This is a genomic window from Pseudomonas sp. TWR3-1-1, assembly GCF_049896545.1.
Taxonomy (GTDB): Bacteria; Pseudomonadota; Gammaproteobacteria; order Pseudomonadales; family Pseudomonadaceae; genus Aquipseudomonas; species Aquipseudomonas weihenstephanensis.
The window spans coordinates 292724-312568 of sequence record NZ_JAFCUO010000006.1 but is presented as its reverse complement, the minus strand read 5'-3'; the positions used below and the strand labels follow the sequence as shown (position 1 = coordinate 312568).

General features: G+C 57.7%; 16 protein-coding genes, 1 tRNA gene and 1 rRNA gene. 14 read left to right on the top strand and 4 right to left on the bottom strand.

Features of this window, described 5'->3' with window-relative positions; translation table 11 throughout:
• The first annotated feature begins 1 nt into the window (after position 1).
• Both rrf and ACP7A4_RS15710 read left to right on the top strand, forming a co-directional pair.
• Positions 2 to 117, top strand: a 5S ribosomal RNA gene (rrf, locus tag ACP7A4_RS15715).
• A 613-nt stretch (positions 118 to 730) separates the two neighbouring features.
• Positions 731 to 2608 carry a methyl-accepting chemotaxis protein gene (locus tag ACP7A4_RS15710; RefSeq protein WP_059762207.1) on the top strand — a complete coding sequence of 626 codons (1878 nt, stop codon included), beginning with the start codon at positions 731 to 733 and terminating at the stop codon, positions 2606 to 2608.
• A gap of 36 nt (positions 2609 to 2644) precedes the next feature.
• Here ACP7A4_RS15710 and ACP7A4_RS15705 read toward each other — a convergent pair whose 3' ends face one another.
• Complete coding sequence (locus tag ACP7A4_RS15705) at positions 2645 to 3349, bottom strand: GntR family transcriptional regulator (RefSeq protein ID WP_203303185.1); 705 nt, start codon at positions 3347 to 3349, stop codon at positions 2645 to 2647.
• 200 nt (positions 3350 to 3549) lie between these two features.
• Here ACP7A4_RS15705 and lapG point away from each other — a divergent pair, with 200 nt between their 5' ends.
• Entirely contained in the window at positions 3550 to 4242 is a 693-nt protein-coding gene (gene lapG, locus ACP7A4_RS15700) for a cysteine protease LapG (RefSeq protein ID WP_048364740.1), read from the top strand.
• 12 nt (positions 4243 to 4254) lie between these two features.
• Positions 4255 to 6201, top strand: coding sequence for a cyclic di-GMP receptor LapD (gene lapD, locus ACP7A4_RS15695; RefSeq protein ID WP_426247736.1), 1947 nt, complete (start codon positions 4255 to 4257; stop codon positions 6199 to 6201).
• A 7-nt stretch (positions 6202 to 6208) separates the two neighbouring features.
• On the opposite strand, the gene ACP7A4_RS15690 is transcribed toward lapD, so the two are convergent.
• Complete coding sequence (locus tag ACP7A4_RS15690) at positions 6209 to 6547, bottom strand: hypothetical protein (RefSeq protein ID WP_059762209.1); 339 nt, start codon at positions 6545 to 6547, stop codon at positions 6209 to 6211.
• Positions 6548 to 6726: 179 nt separating this feature from the next.
• Here ACP7A4_RS15690 and ACP7A4_RS15685 point away from each other — a divergent pair, with 179 nt between their 5' ends.
• The 8 genes from ACP7A4_RS15685 to ACP7A4_RS15650 all read left to right on the top strand — a co-directional run bounded on the left by ACP7A4_RS15685 (position 6727) and on the right by ACP7A4_RS15650 (position 15888).
• Entirely contained in the window at positions 6727 to 8361 is a 1635-nt protein-coding gene (locus tag ACP7A4_RS15685; protein ID WP_426247735.1) for a glycosyltransferase family 39 protein, read from the top strand.
• A 102-nt stretch (positions 8362 to 8463) separates the two neighbouring features.
• A complete protein-coding gene (locus ACP7A4_RS15680) occupies positions 8464 to 8895 on the top strand; it encodes a MarR family winged helix-turn-helix transcriptional regulator (RefSeq protein ID WP_059762211.1) in 432 nt (143 codons plus the stop codon).
• A complete protein-coding gene (locus tag ACP7A4_RS15675; RefSeq protein ID WP_426247734.1) occupies positions 8892 to 10982 on the top strand; it encodes an FUSC family protein in 2091 nt (696 codons plus the stop codon). Before ACP7A4_RS15680 ends, ACP7A4_RS15675 begins: the two co-directional genes overlap by 4 nt.
• Positions 10979 to 11188, top strand: coding sequence for a DUF1656 domain-containing protein (locus tag ACP7A4_RS15670; RefSeq protein ID WP_048364734.1), 210 nt, complete (start codon positions 10979 to 10981; stop codon positions 11186 to 11188). The genes ACP7A4_RS15675 and ACP7A4_RS15670 overlap by 4 nt, the downstream gene beginning before the upstream one ends.
• A complete protein-coding gene (locus ACP7A4_RS15665; protein WP_048364733.1) occupies positions 11185 to 12087 on the top strand; it encodes an efflux RND transporter periplasmic adaptor subunit in 903 nt (300 codons plus the stop codon). Before ACP7A4_RS15670 ends, ACP7A4_RS15665 begins: the two co-directional genes overlap by 4 nt.
• A complete protein-coding gene (locus tag ACP7A4_RS15660) occupies positions 12084 to 13529 on the top strand; it encodes an efflux transporter outer membrane subunit (protein WP_048364732.1) in 1446 nt (481 codons plus the stop codon). The genes ACP7A4_RS15665 and ACP7A4_RS15660 overlap by 4 nt, the downstream gene beginning before the upstream one ends.
• 107 nt (positions 13530 to 13636) lie before the next feature.
• The gene (locus tag ACP7A4_RS15655) at positions 13637 to 14281 is read left to right on the top strand and encodes a hypothetical protein (protein ID WP_059762214.1); all 645 of its coding nucleotides are present in this window, start codon (positions 13637 to 13639) and stop codon (positions 14279 to 14281) included.
• Positions 14282 to 14409: 128 nt separating this feature from the next.
• Positions 14410 to 15888: a YdgA family protein gene (locus tag ACP7A4_RS15650; protein WP_426247733.1), complete on the top strand. Its 1479-nt coding sequence runs from the start codon at positions 14410 to 14412 to the stop codon at positions 15886 to 15888.
• A 179-nt stretch (positions 15889 to 16067) separates the two neighbouring features.
• Here ACP7A4_RS15650 and ACP7A4_RS15645 read toward each other — a convergent pair whose 3' ends face one another.
• Positions 16068 to 16958, bottom strand: a complete 891-nt coding sequence (locus ACP7A4_RS15645) for a LysR substrate-binding domain-containing protein (protein WP_426247732.1) — start codon at positions 16956 to 16958, stop codon at positions 16068 to 16070.
• Between the two features lie 176 nt (positions 16959 to 17134).
• Here ACP7A4_RS15645 and ACP7A4_RS15640 point away from each other — a divergent pair, with 176 nt between their 5' ends.
• Positions 17135 to 17758, top strand: coding sequence for a glutathione S-transferase family protein (locus tag ACP7A4_RS15640; RefSeq protein ID WP_426247731.1), 624 nt, complete (start codon positions 17135 to 17137; stop codon positions 17756 to 17758).
• Positions 17759 to 17834: 76 nt separating this feature from the next.
• Here ACP7A4_RS15640 and ACP7A4_RS15635 read toward each other — a convergent pair.
• Positions 17835 to 17911: transfer RNA gene (locus ACP7A4_RS15635), tRNA-Arg, on the bottom strand.
• A 348-nt stretch (positions 17912 to 18259) separates the two neighbouring features.
• On the opposite strand from ACP7A4_RS15635, the gene gabD reads away from it, so the two are divergent.
• Entirely contained in the window at positions 18260 to 19702 is a 1443-nt protein-coding gene (gabD, locus tag ACP7A4_RS15630; protein WP_059762218.1) for an NADP-dependent succinate-semialdehyde dehydrogenase, read from the top strand.
• Positions 19703 to 19845 lie beyond the last annotated feature (143 nt).

The following is a 19845-nucleotide window of genomic DNA, read 5'->3' as shown; positions in this document are numbered from 1 at the left end:
TCTTGACGACCATAGAGCATTGGAACCACCTGATCCCATCCCGAACTCAGCAGTGAAACGATGCATCGCCGATGGTAGTGTGGGGTTTCCCCATGTGAGAGTAGGTCATCGTCAAGATTGAATTCCAAAACCCCTGTTTGCTCACGCAGACAGGGGTTTTGTTTTTGTGCACGATAAATCTTAAGATTGCGGCCCAGGCTGCCCCACGCTCGGTTCCCGTCCTGCGTAACTCAATCGATTGCCAATGATGCGGCAACAACTCCCTGGCTCCTCTAGCCCGCTGCGTTGATAGTCGAGCTCAAGTAGACATACAGATCCATCAGCGCTGCTGCGCGTCATCCAACTCGCAACGAACCAGCGACGTACCATTTCAGAGAATTTGCTCACGCCCCGATTGAGCCGCCTAAGCGCTGTGCCAACCCCACACAGCGCCCGCTCAGCATCCGCCGACCAAAAACGTAACCTGCCTCGTGTTCTCGCAGGCTGAGCATGCTGCATATCTGCGCCACCCTGAATGGCCGTGTGCACCTGGTTTTAAACACCAAGTGTTTATCTTTCGTCGGATTAAACAAAATGCCATCACAAATGGCTAAGTTTTCCGAGTTTGGTGCCGACAGCCTCTTGAGCAATGCGTGCTTTAGTAGAGCTGCCGGAAAAAGGCTGCCTGCGCTGTTACACGGAATGTTACGCCCGTACGCATCCCCACTCTTGGCATAAGAAGTCCCATGAAATGAATCTCAAGTTCAGCCATAAAATCCTTCTGGCCGCTTCAGGCGTCGTGGTTCTGGCGTTTGCGTTGTTCACGTTGTACAACGACTACCTGCAGCGAAACACCATCAAGCAAAACATCGAGTCGTCAGTGCAACAAGCTGGCAACCTGACTGCCAGCAGCGTTCAAAATTGGCTGACTGGTCGTATTCTGGTGCTCGAAAGCCTCGCGCAAAATGTGGCGCATCAAGGCAGCCAGGCTGATTTGCCTGGGTTGGTTGATCAGCCCGCCTTCACGTCGAACTTTCAATTTACCTATGTGGGTCAGGCAAACGGCGTGTTTACCCAACGCCCAGACGCCAAGATGCCAGACGGTTACGATCCGCGTGAGCGGCCGTGGTACAAGCAAGGTGTCATTGCCGGTCAAACCATGCTGACACCGCCGTATATGGCAGCAGTCGGTGGTTTGATTGTGACCATCGCCATGCCAGTCAAAAAGAACGGTGAGTTGCTGGGTGTTGTCGGTGGCGATTTGAGCCTGGACAGCTTGGTAAAAATCATCAACTCGGTAGATTCAGGCGGTTTGGGCTACGCGTTCCTGGTCAGCGGTGACGGCCAGGTTATCGTGAGTCCTGAAAAAGATCAGGTCATGAAAAACCTGAAAGACATCTACCCGTCGAGTGCGCTGCGCATTCAGAAAGGCATCCAGGAAGTGAGCCTCAATGGCCATGAGCGGATTATGTCCTTCACGCCTGTAACCGGTTTGCCTGCGGATTGGTATATCGGGCAATCGCTCGATAAAGAAAAAGCTTACGCACCGCTATCTAAGTTCCGTACCTCTGCATTTATCGCGATGTTTATTGCGGTCGCCGTGATTGCCGTGCTGCTGAGTCTGTTGATTCAGTTCCTGATGCGTCCTTTGACTACGATGGGCCGCGCGATGCAGGACATTGCGCAAGGCGAAGGTGACCTGACGCGTCGCTTGGTGATTGAGAGCAAAGACGAGTTCGGCTTGCTGGCCAGCTCTTTCAACCAGTTTGTAGAACGTATTCACGCATCGATTTCCGAAGTGTCTTCGGCAACCCGTCAGGTGCATGATTTGTCCCAGCGGGTGATGGCGTCGTCCAATGCTTCGATCCTGGGTTCGGATGAGCAAAGTGCACGAACCAACAGCGTTGCTGCCGCCATCAACGAGTTGGGTGCTGCCACACAAGAAATCGCGCGCAACGCCGCTGATGCTTCGCAGCACGCCAGCGGCGCAAGTGAGCAAGCGGATGATGGGCGTCAGGTGGTTGAACAGACCATTCAGGCCATGACCGAACTGTCGCAGAAAATTAGCTTGTCCTGTGCCCAGATCGAAACCCTGAATGCCAGCACCGACAACATTGGCCATATCCTGGACGTGATCAAAGGGATTTCCCAGCAAACCAACCTGTTGGCCCTCAATGCCGCCATTGAAGCCGCGCGTGCGGGTGAAGCGGGTCGTGGTTTCGCTGTTGTAGCGGATGAGGTGCGCAACCTTGCTCACCGCACTCAGGAGTCCGCAGAAGAGATCCATAAAATGATCACTTCGCTGCAAGTGGGCTCGCGAGAAGCGGTGACCACCATGAACGCCAGTCAGGTTTCCAGTGAAGAGAGCGTTGAGGTGGCCAACCAGGCCGGCGCCCGTTTGATCAGCGTGACTCAGCGTATCGAAGAAATTGACGGCATGAACCAGTCGGTTGCAGCCGCGACTGAAGAACAGACGGCTGTAGTTGAAACGCTCAACGTCGATATCAACCAGATCAACCTGCTGAACCAGCAAGGTGTGGTTAATCTCAACGAAACGCTCAAAGATTGCGATGCTTTGTCGCAACAAGCCAGCCGCCTGAAGCAGTTGGTCGACAGCTTCAAGATCTGATTCAACGCGCGGTTAGTTATCCACAGCCCTGTCGTTTTAAACGTCAGGGCTGTTTTGTTTTTGGTTGCCCAAATACTGAGTGATTGCTTTAACAGCCCGGTGTAAATGAAGCTCCAGCTCTTTGACACACGCTTGCACCTCACGCCCGCGGGCCAGTTGTAACAGGGTGCGGTGATCATCCTGAGCCAGCGGCCCCAAGTTCATTTGTTGCAGGTTAAAACGCAAAAAGCGCTCTTCTTCTACCAAGCCAACATTCACTAACGCCAAGAGCTTCTTGTTGGGTGCTTTGTTGTAGAGCGCTTGGTGGAACAAACGATTGAGGGTGCCCACTTTGCTCAAGTCTGTTTCGACTTCCAGCGCCTGGATATACGCCGCGGCGTCTGCAAAGTCCTGTTCATCCAATAAAGGCACTGACAAGCGCAGCGCCTCGGATTCCAACAATAAACGAAGTTGGTAAGACTCCAGCGAACTGTCCTCAATCAAGGGTGCTACCACCGCACCTTTGTAGTGCTCCACGCGCAGTAAGCCTTGAGCTTCAAGCTGACGCAGTGCCTCGCGCACCGGCATGCGGCTCACACCAAACAACGTAGCCAGCGCCTCCTGTCGAATGGCAGTGCCACAGGGCAGGCGTCCATCAAGGATGGCATTGCGCAAGGATTCTTCTATCACCGAACGGGCTTGATGAGCCGCAACTGGAGCGTGCACTTCGATACTGCTTAAGGGGTTTATTTTGACGGCCACGTTGGCGCACCCACGGCTGATAACCAGCTGCTTATTTGGATCCAATTCAAAGTAGGTACAGACCGAATCCTTGTCAAACCTCGTTACAGCGAGTTTAACGCGACTACACTCCCAGTGATCGCAAGGTGCCATTGTCTTTTTTTGTTTCTGGGCCCACTTTGCACAGATTCTTCTTAGGTGCCGCTTGATGGAATACGCAGTTGGCTCGCCGGTTTAGCCTTCCTTTACCCTTGCGCTGGTTGTTAACAGCCTTGTTGCTGGCTGGCACCTTGCTGGGCGGCCTGCACGCTGATTGGGATTTTTCCGTGATCAGCCGCCGTGCCGAAACGCTTTACGGGCCCCTGGGCGAGGGCCGCAAACGGATTGATGCCTGGCAACAATTATTAGCCACCCAAAAACAAATCCCAGAAGCTGAAAAGCTGCGGGTGGTTAACCAGTTCTTCAACGCACAGCTCAAATACCGCGAAGACATCGATTTGTGGCATCAGGAGGATTACTGGGCCACACCGATTCAAGCGCTCTGGAAAGGCGCGGGTGATTGTGAAGACTACGCGATCGCCAAGTATTTCAGCCTCCGGCACCTGGGTGTACCCAGTGAGAAGCTGCAAATCACGTACGTAAAAGCCCTGAGCCTGAACCGCGCGCACATGGTGCTCACCTACTACCCAAGCCCCAATGCCATGCCGCTGGTACTCGACAGTTTGATGGACGCCATCAAACCCGCCAACCAGCGCACTGACTTGTTACCGGTCTATTCTTTCAATGCACAAGGCCTCTGGCTACCGGGCGCCAATAACACCAAGAAAGTGGGCGACACCAAACGTTTGTCTCGCTGGCAGGATGTACTGAAAAAAATGCAGGCAGAAGGTTTTCCGATTGAGACCAGCCAATAACCTGGAGCAACCATGTCCCTGTTCAAACAACTGTTAATTGCGATCTGTTTGTTTCTGGTGATCGCCTTCAGTGGCAGCTTTATGGTCAGCCTTGAAAGCTCGCGCGCGCAATACGTCAACCAACTGCGCTCCCATGCTCAGGATGCTGCCACCGCATTGGCCGTGTCCTTGACCCCTAACATCGACGATCCCGCCATGACCGAATTAATGGTCAGCTCGATTTTCGACAGCGGCTACTACGCCAGCATTCGGGTGGTCGATGCCAAGGACGGCAAGGTCCTGGTCGAACGCAGCGCGACACCCAATAGCAGCCAGGTACCATCATGGTTCGTCAAGCTGATCGGCCTGGAACCGGCCGGCGGCGATGCCATTGTCAGTCGCGGCTGGGAGCAAGCTGCACGGGTAGAGGTGGTCAGCCATCCCATGTTTGCCCTCGCCAAGCTTTGGCAAAGTGCATTGGGCAGTCTGGCGTGGTTGCTGCTCTGCGGTGTTGTGAGCGCGATACTGGGGGCTTTGCTGCTGCGTCGTCAGCTCAAGCCGCTGGATTATATGGTTGAACAGTCTCAAGCCATTGCCCGGCGAGAGTTTCTCAGCCTGCCTGAACTGCCGCGCACTCCGGAACTGCGCCGCGTGGTGCAAGCCATGAACCAAATGGTCGAAAAACTCAAAGCCCTGTTCAAGGAGCAGGCCGAACGCAGCGAACGCCTGCGCATCGAGTCTTACCAGGACAAGCTGACCGGGCTGGCCAATCGACGTTATTTCGAAATGCAGTTGCATGACCGCGTCACGCATGGCGAGCGGGCCAGTTCGGGCTATCTGCTCATGATCCGGGTAAAAGATTTGGCTGGGCTCAATCAGCGCCTGGGCGGGCAACACACCGATCAGTTACTGCAAGCCGTTGCCCAGTTGCTAGTGCGCCAGTGCGCCAAATACCCCGAAACACACAACATGATCACCCGTGTGCGCGGGGGCGAATTTGCCGTACTGGCCCCCGGCCTGGTCCACGAAGAGGCCTTGCAACTGGCGCAGGCGCTGGAAACAGACTTTGTCAGCCTTCAGACCACAGGCGCCTCCGATCTGGCACCGATTGCCACCCTTGGTGTTGTGTCTTATGTGGCCGGGGACACGCCGCAGGCGGTGCTTGGGTTAGCGGATCAAGCGTTGGCACAAGCCGATGCTCATACCGAGCACTGTTGGGTCTGCATTGAACAAGGCGAAGGGCTGGCCGTGAGCGAGGATCACCACGCGTGGCACAGCCTGCTTGAGAAGGCATTGAGCCAGCGCCGTTTTGAACTGTATTTCCAGCCGGTCGTGGCCGCTCAGAATCCCGCGATGGTGTTGCATTACAAAGTCATGTCGCGTTTGCTCGACGATGGCGGCCAAGCGATCCCTGCGGGGCGCTTTCTGCCTTGGCTGGAACGCTTTGGCTGGTCTGACCGGCTGGACAGCCTGATCTTTGACCGGGTGCTGGAGCAAATGCGAGACCACGACCAGTCCTTGGCGTTGAACCTGTCGCCAGCGTCTATGGCTGATCCGCAGTCGCTAGACCGACTGATGCAACTGCTGCATAAAAACCGTGACCTTGGCCCTCGGCTCACGCTGGAAATAGCCGAAGAACACCTCCCGGAACAAGCGGTGCTGGAGCAGATCACCCGTCGTCTGCGTGAGTTGGGCTTTTCGTTGAGCCTGCAACGTTTTGGCGGGCGCTTCAGCATGATCGGCAACTTGGCGAGCTTGGGCCTCGCGTATTTGAAGATCGACAGCAGTTATATCCGCGCCATTGATCAGGAGCCCGACAAGCGTCTGTTTATCGAGGCGATTCAGCATGCCGCCCACAGTATTGATTTGCCGCTGATCGCTGAGCGTGTCGAGACAGAAGGTGAGTTGAAGGTCATCCGCGAGATGGGTTTATGGGGCGTGCAAGGTCAACTGTTCGGCTCGCCCGCGCTCTGGAAGTAATGCCGGGTTAAATCAGCCCGCTTTCATCATCGGTAATTAAATGGTTCAGGCCATCGAGTGCTTCACGGGCTTGTGTGCGGTCCATCAACTTGGCTTGAGCCGCCGCCGGTAAGTCGGTGACACGAATGACCCCTTTTTGCGTGAGTACCTGAATCAGGTCGTCGAGTACCCGGATCATTTCCAGGTCACTTTGGCGCAGTTGCTGCAAACGTTTTTCAACGATCACATTGGTTTGCCACGCCAGTATTTCAGGGTGGTCAGCAGGCAGCGTTGCGCTGGCCCCTGCAAATTCAAGCGCATCAACCCGACTTAACGCACCTTGGGCATCACGTTGCACGTAGAACATTGAACAGCCCCCCTCAAGGTCACGACGAACACAATGATGTGAGCATAGGCCAACAATTGATTGGCGGCAGACTCCTCGTGCGGGGGGGCGCCTGACCCTGCTTTTAAAGGGATTTGTGGCCTACACTTGGCCGCATTACAACAGCCCATTACGCAGTTTCAACAGTTAGCAGGTGAAGGATGGGCGTACTTAGCCGTAACCATGTCAGCGAGCCTGTGCCTCGTATTTCGCAGCAGCCTCACGGTGTACTGGCCACATTGATTCGTCTGCCGTGGCTCTGGGCTATTTTGCTGCTCGCCTCGGCGGTGCGTTTTTATGGTTCCACCGCGTCTGCTATCTGGTGCGACGAAGGCTCCAGCCTGCTGTTGAGCCAATTCTCGCTGGCGGGCATCTGGCTGCATGCCGCCCGCGATGTGCACCCCCCACTGTATTTCATGCTGTTGCATGGTTGGATTGCACTGTTCGCAGACAGCCTGTTTTCCATTCGCGCCCTGAGCGTATTACCCGGTATTGCCACGGTGTTTCTTGGCATGTGGTGGATGCGCCTGATCTCGACCCAACGCGCCGCCTTGCTCGCGGGCCTGTTGCTGGCGCTACTACCGACGGCCGTACGTTACAGCCAGGAAGTGCGCATGTACGCATGGCTGGGTGTGTGGCTGATGGCGGCCACGATTGCCTTGGTGTATTGGGTTAAAACGCCAGGTAAAAGCCGATATCTGCTGGCGTATGCCGCACTCATGGCGGCCGCGTTCTACACCCATTACTTCAGCGCCTTCTGTGTATTGGCCCATTGGCTGTATGTGCTGTTGCTCAGTGCCCGCAAAACCGGTCCCGATGCGCTGATCAAACGACCCGCGTGGTGGGTCGCCAATGTGGCGATTGTGGTGTTGTTTTTGCCCTGGTTGCCGGGGCTTGTTGATTTGTTGCAACACATGGACCAACTCAAAGCAGGCGGTGATGTGGGCTGGGAGCCTGCCGTGGATGCACGCTCGTTGCCCGCGATGACGTGGCAGTTTTTGATTCAGGATGAAGGCGACGACCTACCCTGGCCTCTGTTCTGGCTCGGGCCGTTGTTGCTGTTGGGCGTGCTGGCGGGTGCTGCACTGCGTGATCGCACACCCTACAAATTGCCGACGCTTCTGGTCATTTACACCGTGCTGCCGATTCTGCTGATTTATCTGGTGTCGTTTATTTCGCCGCTCTTTATTGAGCGTTACCTGATGTTTGCTGCGCTGGGGCTGCCGATGATCGTAGCGCTGGTGGCTGACCGCCTGTACCTGCGCTGGCGCGTTGTGGCAGTGGGCTTGCTGACGATATTCATCGGGGCTGAGCTGCTCGGTCTACGCAGCAACTTCAGCAGCGAGGCCGATCACTTCGACCGTTTGGTGGGGCACGTCAATCAGCAGTTTTTACCCGGTGACCGGATCGTTGTCAGCGATCTGTTTTGGTACTTCAGCTACGTCTACTACAACAAGACCGGTTCGCAGCCCATGCTGTACACGCCGCCGACCCACGACGGCGCGTCAGGGCGGCCGAACGCTTATGGTTTTGGCACGTTGATGACGCACGCTGACGCAAGCCTCTATGTCGATCGGCTGCAAGACCTGCCGTCCGGCCCCGGTCGAGTCTGGTTGATCAGCAGCAGTGAGCAGCCTGACGACTTTGCGCCTATCCCGGCGCGCTGGCGCAAGGCGCAAGACCTGACCTTCGATGACACCCAGGCTCGTCTATATTTGACCTGTGACACGGGCGAATGCGGGCGCGAGCGTGATCGGTCGCCATTGGAAGCCAGCAATAATCTGTTAAAGAATTAATTTGCAACACTTGACTGAGACCGGCTCGCCGCGCAGTATTAATAGTTAGCAAACTAACATTATGTGACACTTCTCTTGCCTGACACTCTTGATTCACTCCAAATGAGCCTCAGCACCGGGATGGTGGTCGCGACTCGCCATTGGCGTCGCGTGTGCCAAACCACGCTGATCAACTACGGTATTTCCGAAGCCTGCGCCATGCCGCTGCTGATCATCGGGCGTTTGGGTGAGGGCGTGCGACAAGTGACCGTGGCCCATGCTGCGGGTATGGAAAGCCCGTCGCTGGTGCGCCTGCTCGATCAACTGTGCAAAGACGGCTATGTGCGCCGTTGCGAAGACGCCAGTGACCGACGCGCCAAGACCTTAAGCCTCACCGACACTGGCCGAGCGCTGGCGCAGGCGATTGAAGCGCAATTGGTGCAGTTGCGCCGCGCGGCACTGGCCGACATCTCGCTGGCCGACCAGCAAGCTGCGTTGCGGGTGATTAAAGCCTTCGAAGCAGCCGGTCAACTGACTGACGGAGCCGGCTCTTGAACGGTTTTTTCAGCAGCATGCCGCCAGCCCGCGACTGGTTTTACGGCGTACGTACTTTCGCCGCGTCGATGATTGCGCTGTACATCGCCCTACTCATGGAAATGCCGCGTCCGTATTGGGCGATGGCAACGGTTTACATCGTTTCCAGCCCCTTCGTTGGGCCAACCAGCTCCAAGGCCGTGTACCGCGCCCTCGGCACCTTGCTGGGTGCCGCAGCGGCTGTGTTCTTTGTGCCGCTGTTTGTGCAAACCCCGTTTTTGCTGGTGCTGGTGATTGCTCTGTGGACCGGCATCCTGTTGTTCCTGTCGCTGCACCTGCGCACCGCCAACAGTTACATCTTCATGCTGGCGGGCTACACCATGCCCATGATCGCTTTGCCCATCGTCGATAATCCGCTCAACGTTTTCGACATTGCCATCTCGCGTACCGAAGAAATCATGCTCGGTATTGTTTGCGCGGCCGTTGTGGGCAGCATGTTCTGGCCGCGCCGTTTGACCCCGGTATTTATCGATGCCGCAGGCAAGTGGTTTGGTGACGCTGCCAACTACAGCAAACACTTTCTGGCCCGCGATGTAGAGCCGAACAAAGCCAGCGGCTTGCGCTCCTCGATGGTGGCGACGTTCAACACGCTTGAGTTGATGATTGGTCAGCTGCCCCACGAGGGCGCGCACCCGCAGACCGTGCGCAATACAAAAGAACTGCGTGGGCGAATGATCCACCTGCTGCCCGTGGTGGATGCCCTCGACGATGCGTTATACGCCCTCGAACGGCGCACCCCCGAGCTGGTGGAAAAAGTGACCCCGCTGCTCGACCACACACGTCAATGGCTGGACAGCACAAGCCAAGGGGCGCCCGTCGAGCACTGGAAAGCCCTGCGCCACGAACTTGAAGCGCTGCAACCCGGCGCGGCGGCGCTCGATGATCGCCGCCAACTGTTGTTGTCCAACGTGCTCTACCGCTTGGGCGAGTGGATCGATTTGTGGCAAGACTGCCGCAGCTTGCAACAAGCCATCGCCACCGGCGATCAAGAGGTCTGGCGCGCGGTGTATCGGCATTGGCGCCTGGGCCGCCTGACGCCGTTTCTGGACCGCGGCCTGATGCTCTATTCGGCGTTCTCCACCGTAACCGCCATTGTTGTGGCGTGCGTGTTGTGGATTTTGCTCGGGTGGACCGACGGCGCCAGTGCTGTGATTCTGGCGGCCGTCGCGTGCAGTTTTTTTGCCGCGATGGACGACCCGGCCCCGCAGATTTACCGGTTCTTTTTCTGGACCTCGCTGTCGGTGTTGTTCGCCAGTTTGTACCTGTTCGTGATCCTGCCCAACCTGCATGATTTTCCGATGCTGGTGCTGGCGTTCGCGGTGCCCTTTATTTGTGTCGGCACGCTCACCGTGCAACCGCGCTTCTATCTGGGCACGTTGCTGACGATTGTGAACACCGCATCGTTTATCAGCATTCAGGGTGCCTACGACGCCGACTTCATGGTGTTCATGAACGCCAACCTGGCCGGCCCGATAGGCTTGTTGTTTGCGTTTGTGTGGACCCTCATCGCGCGGCCTTTTGGCGCTGAACTGGCGGCCAAACGCCTGACACGGTTCAGTTGGCGCGACATCGTACGCCTTACCAAACCGGCGACCCTGGCGGAACACCGGCAGATGGGCGCACAAATGCTCGACCGCCTGATGCAACATTTACCGCGTCTGGCCATGACGGGCCAAGACACCGGCATTGCAGTGCGTGAGCTGCGCGTGGCGCTCAACCTGCTGGACCTGCTCGCGTATGCGCCTCGGGTGACCGGCGGCCCGCAACTGCTGCTGCGTCAGGTGGTCAGTGACGTGGGCGATTATTTTCGCGCCTGCCTGATGTCGGGCGAACGCTTGCCCGTGCCTGCGGGGTTGCAGATGACGATGGATCGTACGCGCCGTGCGCTCAATGCCACCGATTTGCAGGACGAAGGTGACGCACGCGTTCACTTGCTGCACGCGTTAAGCGGTTTGCGGCTGGCGCTGTTGCCCGGCGTCGAATTTATCGTCGACAACGACGACCTGCCCCAGCCCCATGTACAAGGCATTGATGGAGCGCCGTTATGATCGGTGATGTGGATGTCAGTGGCGTGTTCCTGCCCACACTTCTGGTGCTGATGGGCATCACTTACTTGCTGTTTTTGGTGATTCACGCGGTGCTTACGCGTGTGCACTTTTACCGCCTGGTCTGGCACCGGGCTTTGTTCAACGTCGGTCTCTACGCTCTGCTGCTTGGCGTTGTGGATTCGTTTAGTCGATATTTGATGACATGAAAAAACCTTTATTGACCTTGGGCCGCGTCGTTCTCACCTTGCTGGTGGTGGCGTTTGCCTGCGTCGTGGTCTGGCGCATGACGATGTATTACATGTTTGCGCCCTGGACGCGGGACGGCCACATCCGGGCCGACGTGGTGCAAATTGCTCCCGACGTTTCGGGCCTGATCAAGCAGGTTGAGGTGCGTGACAACCAGCCCGTCACCCGTGATCAAGTGCTGTTTGTGATCGATCAGGAGCGTTTCAAACTGGCCTTGCGCCAGGCCCAGGCCACCGTGGCAGACCGCAAGGAAACCCTGGCTCAGGCGCAACGTGAAAGCCGTCGTAACAAAGGGTTGGGCAATCTGGTCGCGCGTGAGCAACTGGAAGAAAGCCAGTCCCGCGAAATGCGCGCCCAAGCGGCCCTCACCGAAGCTCAAGTGGCCGTGGACAGTGCCCAGCTCAACCTGGACCGCACCGTGGTGCGCAGCCCGGTGGACGGCTATGTCAACGACCGCGCGCCACGGGTCAATGAGTTCGTGACCGCCGGGCGACCGGTGTTGTCGATTGTTGACAGCAGTTCGTTTCACATCGACGGCTACTTTGAAGAAACCAAACTCGACGGCATCCACGTTGGCCAAAGCGTCGATATCCGCGTGATTGGCGACAATGCGCGCCTGCGCGGGCATGTCGAAAGCATCGTGGCCGGTATCGAAGACCGTGACCGCAGCAGCGGCCAGAACCTGCTGCCCAACATTAACCCGGCGTTCAGCTGGGTGCGTTTGGCGCAACGGATTCCCGTGCGCATCGTGTTTGACGACGTGCCCGAAGATTTCCGCATGATCGCCGGGCGTACCGCCACTGTCTCGATCATCGAAGACTCCCCCAAGGCCAAACCTGCGCAGGAGAACGCGCAATGAAAGCTGTTCACCTGGCAGCCGTAGGGCTGGGTTTGCTGCTGTCGGGCTGTCAGTTGGTGGGGCCTGATTACCACCTGCCCAAAGACGCCGCATTGCAGCGCGCGGATGTGCAGGGTGAGTTTGCGGGCGAGGGCGCCAACGTGATGTCGGCTCCCGTGCCCGCCGATTGGTGGAAGCTCTATCAAGACCCCAAACTCAATGAGCTGGTGCGCCAGGCGCTGGCCTCCAACACCGACTTGCGGGTCGCGGCGGCAAACTTGTCGCGGGCGCGGGCGCAAGTTGAACAAGCGCAATCGGCAGGTGGCTGGAGCGGCTCGGTGAAGGCGGGTGCCCAGCGCTTGCAAGAGTCCGGCGAAGCGTTCTTGCTGGCAGATAAAGTCCCGGTCGCCAACGTGGGTGATCTGGGTATCAGCACCTCGTATCAGTTCGATTTGTGGGGCACCTTGCAGCGCGGCATTGAGGCCGCACAAGCCAACGCCGATGCGACGCAGGCCGCCGCCGACACCGCGCGCATTACCTTGGTGGCGGACGTGGTTCGGGCCTACACCCAAGTGTGCGCGGCAAACGAAGAGCACCACATCGCCGAAGAGTCGCTCACGCTGCAAGCGCAAAGCACACACCTGACCCAACAGTTGCGGGATGCGGGGCGCGGCGACGAAACCCAGGTCACCCGTTCGCAGACGCAATTCAAATCGTTGCGCGCGGAACTGCCGCGCTACGAAGCCTTGCGCCAGTCCGGCCTGTTTCGTTTGTCGATGTTGCTGGCCAAGCCGCTCGACCAACTGCCCGCTGGCGTTGCCACCTGCGCCGAGCTGCCGCATATCGCGCAATTGCTGCCGGTGGGCGATGGCGCTGCGTTGCTCAAACGCCGCCCGGATGTGCGCCAAGCAGAGCGTCATCTGGCGGCGGCCACGGCTGAAATCGGGGTGGCCACCGGCTCGCTGTACCCGGACATCAGCATTGGCGCGAGCATCGGGACCGTCGGCATCATTGATAACCTGGGCACCGCACCCACCAACCGCTGGGGCTTTGGCCCGCTGTTGAGCTGGACCATTCCTACCAACGGTTCGCGGGCGCGGATCCGTGAAGCCGAAGCCGTCACCCAAGGCGCGCTGGCCAAGTTCGACGGTGTGGTGCTGAACGCCATCCGTGAAACCCAAACCAGCCTGGTGCAATACACCGCGCTGTTGCAGCGCCGCGATGCCTTGGCAGAAGCCGAAGCGTCGGCCAAAACCGCAGCCGATCAAACGCATCAGTTCTTTCAGGCGGGGCGCGAGTCGTTTTTGGCTGACCTGCAAGCGACCCGCACCTACACCGACATGCGCGCGCAACTGTCGGCCGCTAACACCCAGGTAGCCATGAGCCAAATCGACCTGTTTCTGGCCCTGGGCGGCGGCTGGGAAAGTGGACGAACGCAAGCCCCGGCCAACGCGAAACCCTGAGGGCGTTGCTATGCTCTGAGAGGTCGGTATCAAAACGATGGCTCAGGGCGTCGCGGGTCTTTTAGCCCTCCCCATCGCGCAGGCAATGCTTGATGGGGATACTAATAATGAAAAACCCTTATGCTCCCGGTTTCTGGTGTGCGGTGGTCGCGGTGGTGCTGCTGTCTGCGACCTATTTCTACGGCATCATGCTGGCGCACCAGATCGATAAGGCGATGTTTTTCCTCGACAGCGCCAGTGCGTTGATTGCGGTACTGGCCATTGCGATGGTGGCGTGGGCGACGGTGCAAACCCGGCACATCAAAAAGCGCCAGGTCGAAGAGGGCCAGACCCGGGTCTTGATCTGGGACGCCAAAGTCGCGCTGCGGCGGGTCGAAACCGTTTTCGACCGCTACTTTTGGGGCAGTTATTGGCAGCCGGGCCGCACGTTCCAGGAATTTATGGGCGAACTCACCGGCACCCCGCTGGAAAAAAGCCTCGACGCCTTGAAAACCCAATGCCTGAAACTCGACAAAGCCCTGCCCTCGGAGGAGCGCCAATGGCTCGACTGCGCGCGTGAGTTATCTGACGTCGCGGCCGCAATGGCCCGTGAGCGTTATCAGCTGGATTACTCAGACTCATCTGTAAATCCGGTAGGTGAAATCTGCATTGATCACGACCTCGAAGTGTTGGTGTACACCTGGAGCGCCAGCCTCAAGGCTTTTGACCATCGTTTGGATGAAATCGACCGTCTCTACGCCCACTCCTCATGAATTTTGCGTGACTGAAACAGGCGACCGGCGGGTCGCCAGTGTTACCCTGCTGCCACTTTTCGGCCCACGACGGGCTTGGCAAAGACCGCTATTACTTTCAACACAACGGACATTGAACGGGTCAACTGATGAATAAACCATTAGGCGTGCTAGTAGGGATTGTTGTTATTGCAGGTGCTCTGAACACCGCTGGCGCTTGGTACACCGGGACCAAACTGGAAGGCGTGCTGCAAACGTCGATCCAGGAAGCCAACAAAGAACTCGCGTCGCAACTGCAAGGCACGCCAACCCACGGCTCGATCGAACTGGTATCGCTTGATCGTCATCTCTACAGCAGCACCGCCAACTACCGGGTGAAAATGTCGGACGACTCCGCCGGGCCGGGTGCCCAGCCTGTGGAGTTGCTGTTCGTTGACCACATTGAGCACGGCCCGTTGCCGTGGTCGCGCATCAAAACCTTTAAGTGGATGCCGGTGATGGCCACCAGCAACTATTCGCTGGTAAAAACCCCGTTCACTGCAAAATGGTTTGCTGCCGCCAAAGAGCAGTCGCCGTTGCAAGGTCAGGTCACGCTGGCTTACAACCGCGCAGTAGAAGGCCACATGGAGCTGCTGCCTCTGGAAATGGCCCTGGACGCCAACTCCAGCCTCAGCTTCTCGGGCATGAGCATGGAAGGGCAGTCCGATGCCGAAGGTCAAAACTTCAAAGGCAAAGGCTACATGGACCACTTCAAGCTCAATGCCGTGTTCCCTAACAGACCGCCTTTGCTGGTTGAACTCAATGGCCTGACCGCGGCCAGTGACTTGAACAAAAGCGAGTTTGGTTTCTTCCTCGGCCAGAACTTCCTGAAACTGAGTGAAAGCCAAATCACCTTTGGTGATCGTCAGTCGGTGCTCAAGCTCAACAACTTTGAATACTCCGGTTCCACCTCCGCCAAGGGTCAATTATTGTCCGGGCGTTTGGACTACAAGGTGGGTGACGTGACCCTCAACAACAACCCGGTGGGCACCGCGCAACTGGTCATGAGTGCCAGCAGCCTGGACATTCCGGCCATGCAGGCGTTGTTTCAGATTTACCAGACCAAATTCCAGCCCAAGGCTGACGGCACGTTGCCCGCGAGTCAGCTGACGCTGGCTGAGCAAACCCAGTTGCAAACCCAGCTTGAAACCTTGCTGGCCGCCAAGCCGAAGATGGCCGTGGAGAAGCTCAGCGTAAAAACACCTAATGGCGAAAGTGAGTTCAACCTGGCCGTTGCGCTGGCTCAGCCCGCCGCACTTGACCAGCCGCCTGTAGAAGTCACCAAGCAACTGCTGACCTCGCTGGACGCCAAGCTGCAATTGTCCAAGCCGATGATTGCTGATCTTGCCGGTGTGCAGGCGCAGTTGGCAGGGCAAACTGATCCGCAGGCCCTGGCTCAGGTTGGCACCATGACCAGCGACATGGTCAGCAACCTTGCCGTCGGCACGGGCCTGGCAAAAGTTGAAGGCACTAACATCCTGGCGACCTTGAACTACGCAGCAGGGCAGGTGGACTTCAATGGCCAGAAAATGAGCCTTGAAGACTTCATCACCCAAATGACGATGCGCTTCAACGCTCCGATGCAATAACCGACCAAGACGTAGCCATTGCCCACGCCGCGCTCGACTGCGAAGCGATCGTAAACCCGACTACCGCGGTGCCTCTGAGGCACCGGGTTGAACGGTTTACGACCGCTAAGCGCCCGAGCGTAGCCTCGCATGACGTGTCAACGCTTACAGGCGGCACCCAAGTATCGACAGGTGTTGGCTCAGATTGAACCCTGAGCTTGCTCCATGACCCACTCCACGAACGCTTTGACTTCATCGCGCTGCATGGCATCGGGTCGGGTCACGACGTAGTAGGCGAAGCGTGCAGGCCAGGGTTTATCCAGCACCTGTACGAGACGCCCCGCAGCGATTTCTTCGCGTGCGTGCTCTTGCGCCACTAACGCCAGCCCCTGGCCTGCCTCTGCTGCGCGAATAAGTAAAAAGTCATCTTCAAACGCCGTCCCGCGTTCTGCGCGAGGGTCTTTTGCAACGCCATGCGCTGCGAGCCACAAGGCCCAGTCTGCCCGGTCAGAATCGTGCAATAAGGCAAAGTTGAGGCAATCCTGCGGTTCCATCAGCCGGGGGATCGCAGCCATAAAGGCAGGACTGGCGACGGGCACTAAAACGGGAGCCATCAACTGCGTGACGTGCAGGTTGGGATAGACCCCCAGACCATGGCGCAACGCTACATCGATTCGATCACGGCGCAAGTCCATCACCGCAGAAGTCGCCTCGACCCGTACTTCGATGTGTGGATGACGCTGATTGAAGCGGCCCAGGCGCGGTACCAGCCACGAGGCGGCGAAGGTGGCGACCGTGCTGACCGTCAGGGTTTGCCGCGACTTGATCGCCTCCAGAGAATTCATGGCCTCCTGCATTTGCTCAAAAGCCTGGAGCAGGGCGGGATGAACGCTGGCTCCGGCTTCTGTGAGACGCAGGCCACTTCGCTCGCGGGTAAAAAGCGCCATTGCGACCCGATCCTCCAACAACCGAATCTGTTGGCTAACCGCGCCTGGGGTCACGCTCAAAGCGTGAGCAGCGTGCTTGATACTGCCTCGTTGACCTACTTCAACGAAGCAACGTAGCGCGAGCAGGGGCAGTGAAGTCGCCATAGAGTTTAGTTTTCCTAAATACAGTGCGTAGAACGTATCGTTTCTGCTGAGCCAGTTTGGGCCTGATGATACAGCGCGTTTAGAGGTACTGAACGACTGTAGAAAAACTAAATCAAAGGCGCTGTAGGTGCCGCGATCATCCTGCCGCGCAAGGCCGCAGGGTGGGAGGTTGCAAGATGATCACGCTCTATACCGATAGCTCACCCAACGGTTTCAAGATCACCATCGCACTGGAAGAACTGGGGCTGGCGTACACGTTACGACACGTCAAAATCGCCGAGGGCGAAAACAGGCGGCCCGATTTCCTGCACCTGAATCCGCACGGGCGTATCCCTGTACTGGTAGATGACAGCAGCGGCATAACGCTGTTCGAATCGGCAGCCATCTTGCTCTACCTGGCCGACAAGACGGGGCGACTGCTGCCCTCAGCCCCCACGATGCGCTGGGAAGCGATTCAATGGTTGATGTTTAACGCCGCAAGCGTTGGGCCAATCATCGGGCAGCGGGTGCATTTTGAACTGTTTGCCGCAGCCCGAAACCCTGAAGCCATTGCTCATTACCGACGCTTGGTGAATGAAGCGTTTGCCACGCTGGACCGTCGTTTGGCAGCGCACCCCTATCTGGCGGGCGAGGCGTATTCCATCGCCGATATAGCCCAGTTTGGTTGGACCCACATCGCGCGCATCATCGGTTTCGACTTCAGTGTGCATAAACACGTGAGTGCCTGGCACGAGAGGGTCGCGGCGCGGCCCGCCGTGCAGCGAGGCATCGCGCTGCCCGCGCCCGCGACAGAGGCTTGAGCCAGAAACAAGAAAGCCCGCACAGGGCGGGCTTCTTGGGGGCGCAGACTGTCTGAGACAGGTCCAGGCGGAAATATGGTGCACCAGGCGGGATTCGAACCCACGACCACTGCCTTCGGAGGGCAGTACTCTATCCAGCTGAGCTACTGGTGCAACGCGGGCGCCATGATACTCATCTGCGTGTCACCCGTCCATGCCGCTGATTGTGCAGGTGTTTCTTGCGTCAATATGGGCTATTAATGGAGGCCGTGTGAAAAAAGGGGAAACACAGTCGCTTGTTCTTTTTTTCGAACAACCTATTGTCCTTTACCCCCTTTACTCCTAGGATTCGTTTGAGATTTCAAACGCTCTTGTCTGAGTGCTAAACCGCACGCCGTGTGTGTTGTGCGTTTTTTGAACACTTTGGCAGTGAATGACTTCCTGACGGCAGCCATCTCTGGCGCCTTTCTACACTCAATAATTTGCCCCGCGCCTGCGCGGTGCTGTTAAGGAAAGCCCACCATGCAGCTCAAAGACGCACAGTTGTTCCGCCAGCAAGCCTACATCGATGGTGCTTGGGTAGACGCGGACGGCGGTCAGACAATCAAGGTCAACAACCCGGCCACCGGTGACATTCTCGGTACGGTGCCAAAAATGGGCGCTGCCGAAACCCGTCGCGCCATTGAAGCTGCTGATAAAGCACTTCCCGCCTGGCGTGCCCTGACTGCCAAAGAACGTGCGACCAAACTGCGCCGTTGGTTTGAACTGCTGATTGAGCACCAGGACGACTTGGGTCGCCTGATGACCCTGGAGCAAGGCAAGCCGCTGGCCGAAGCCAAGGGCGAAATCGTTTACGCCGCATCGTTCATCGAGTGGTTCGCCGAAGAAGCCAAGCGTATTTATGGCGATGTGATTCCCGGCCATCAGCCGGACAAGCGCCTGATCGTCATCAAACAGCCCATTGGCGTAACGGCCGCAATCACCCCGTGGAACTTCCCGGCGGCCATGATCACCCGTAAAGCCGGCCCGGCGCTGGCGGCTGGCTGCACGATGGTGATCAAGCCTGCTTCGCAAACCCCGTTCTCGGCGTTGGCACTGGTTGAGCTGGCGCATCGCGCAGGCATCCCTAAAGGCGTGCTGAGCGTGGTCACCGGCAGCGCTGGCGACATCGGCGGTGAGCTGACCAGCAACCCGATCGTGCGCAAACTGTCCTTCACCGGTTCGACCGAGATCGGTCGCCAACTGATGGCTGAATGCGCCAAGGACATCAAAAAAGTCTCGCTGGAACTGGGCGGCAACGCGCCATTTATCGTGTTCGACGACGCCGATCTGGATAAGGCCGTCGAGGGCGCGATCATTTCCAAATATCGCAACAATGGCCAGACCTGCGTCTGTGCCAACCGTCTGTACATTCAAGATTCGGTGTACGACGCGTTTGCTGAAAAGCTCAAAGTCGCAGTGGCCAAGCTGAAAATCGGCAACGGTCTGGAAGAGGGCACCACCACCGGCCCGCTGATTGATGAAAAGGCCGTGGCCAAAGTCAAAGAGCACATTGCCGACGCACTGAGCAAAGGTGCCACCCTGTTGACCGGCGGCCACAGCCTCGAAGGCAGCTTCTTCGAGCCGACAATTCTGGTTAACGTGCCGAAAAATGCCGCTGTGGCGAAGGAAGAAACCTTTGGCCCGCTGGCGCCGCTGTTCCGCTTCAAAGACGAAGCCGAAGTGATTGCCATGGCCAACGACACCGAGTTCGGCTTGGCCTCGTACTTCTATGCACGCGACCTGAGCCGTGTGTTCCGTGTGGCAGAAGCCCTGGAATACGGCATGGTCGGTGTCAACACCGGTCTGATTTCCAACGAAGTCGCGCCGTTTGGCGGCATCAAAGCGTCGGGCCTGGGCCGTGAAGGCTCCAAGTACGGCATCGAAGACTACCTGGAAATCAAATATCTCTGCCTGGGGATCTAAACCCGGCGGGTGGTTCAAGCAGAAGGGGCACGAGAGCGATGCTTCTTCTGCGTTTCAAACTGTTAACTTTTGTGGCCGGGTGCGCCATGCCAGTCGATCATCGCATGCTGGCATGAGTGTCTCCTTGGCGCGTCAGCCTTGAA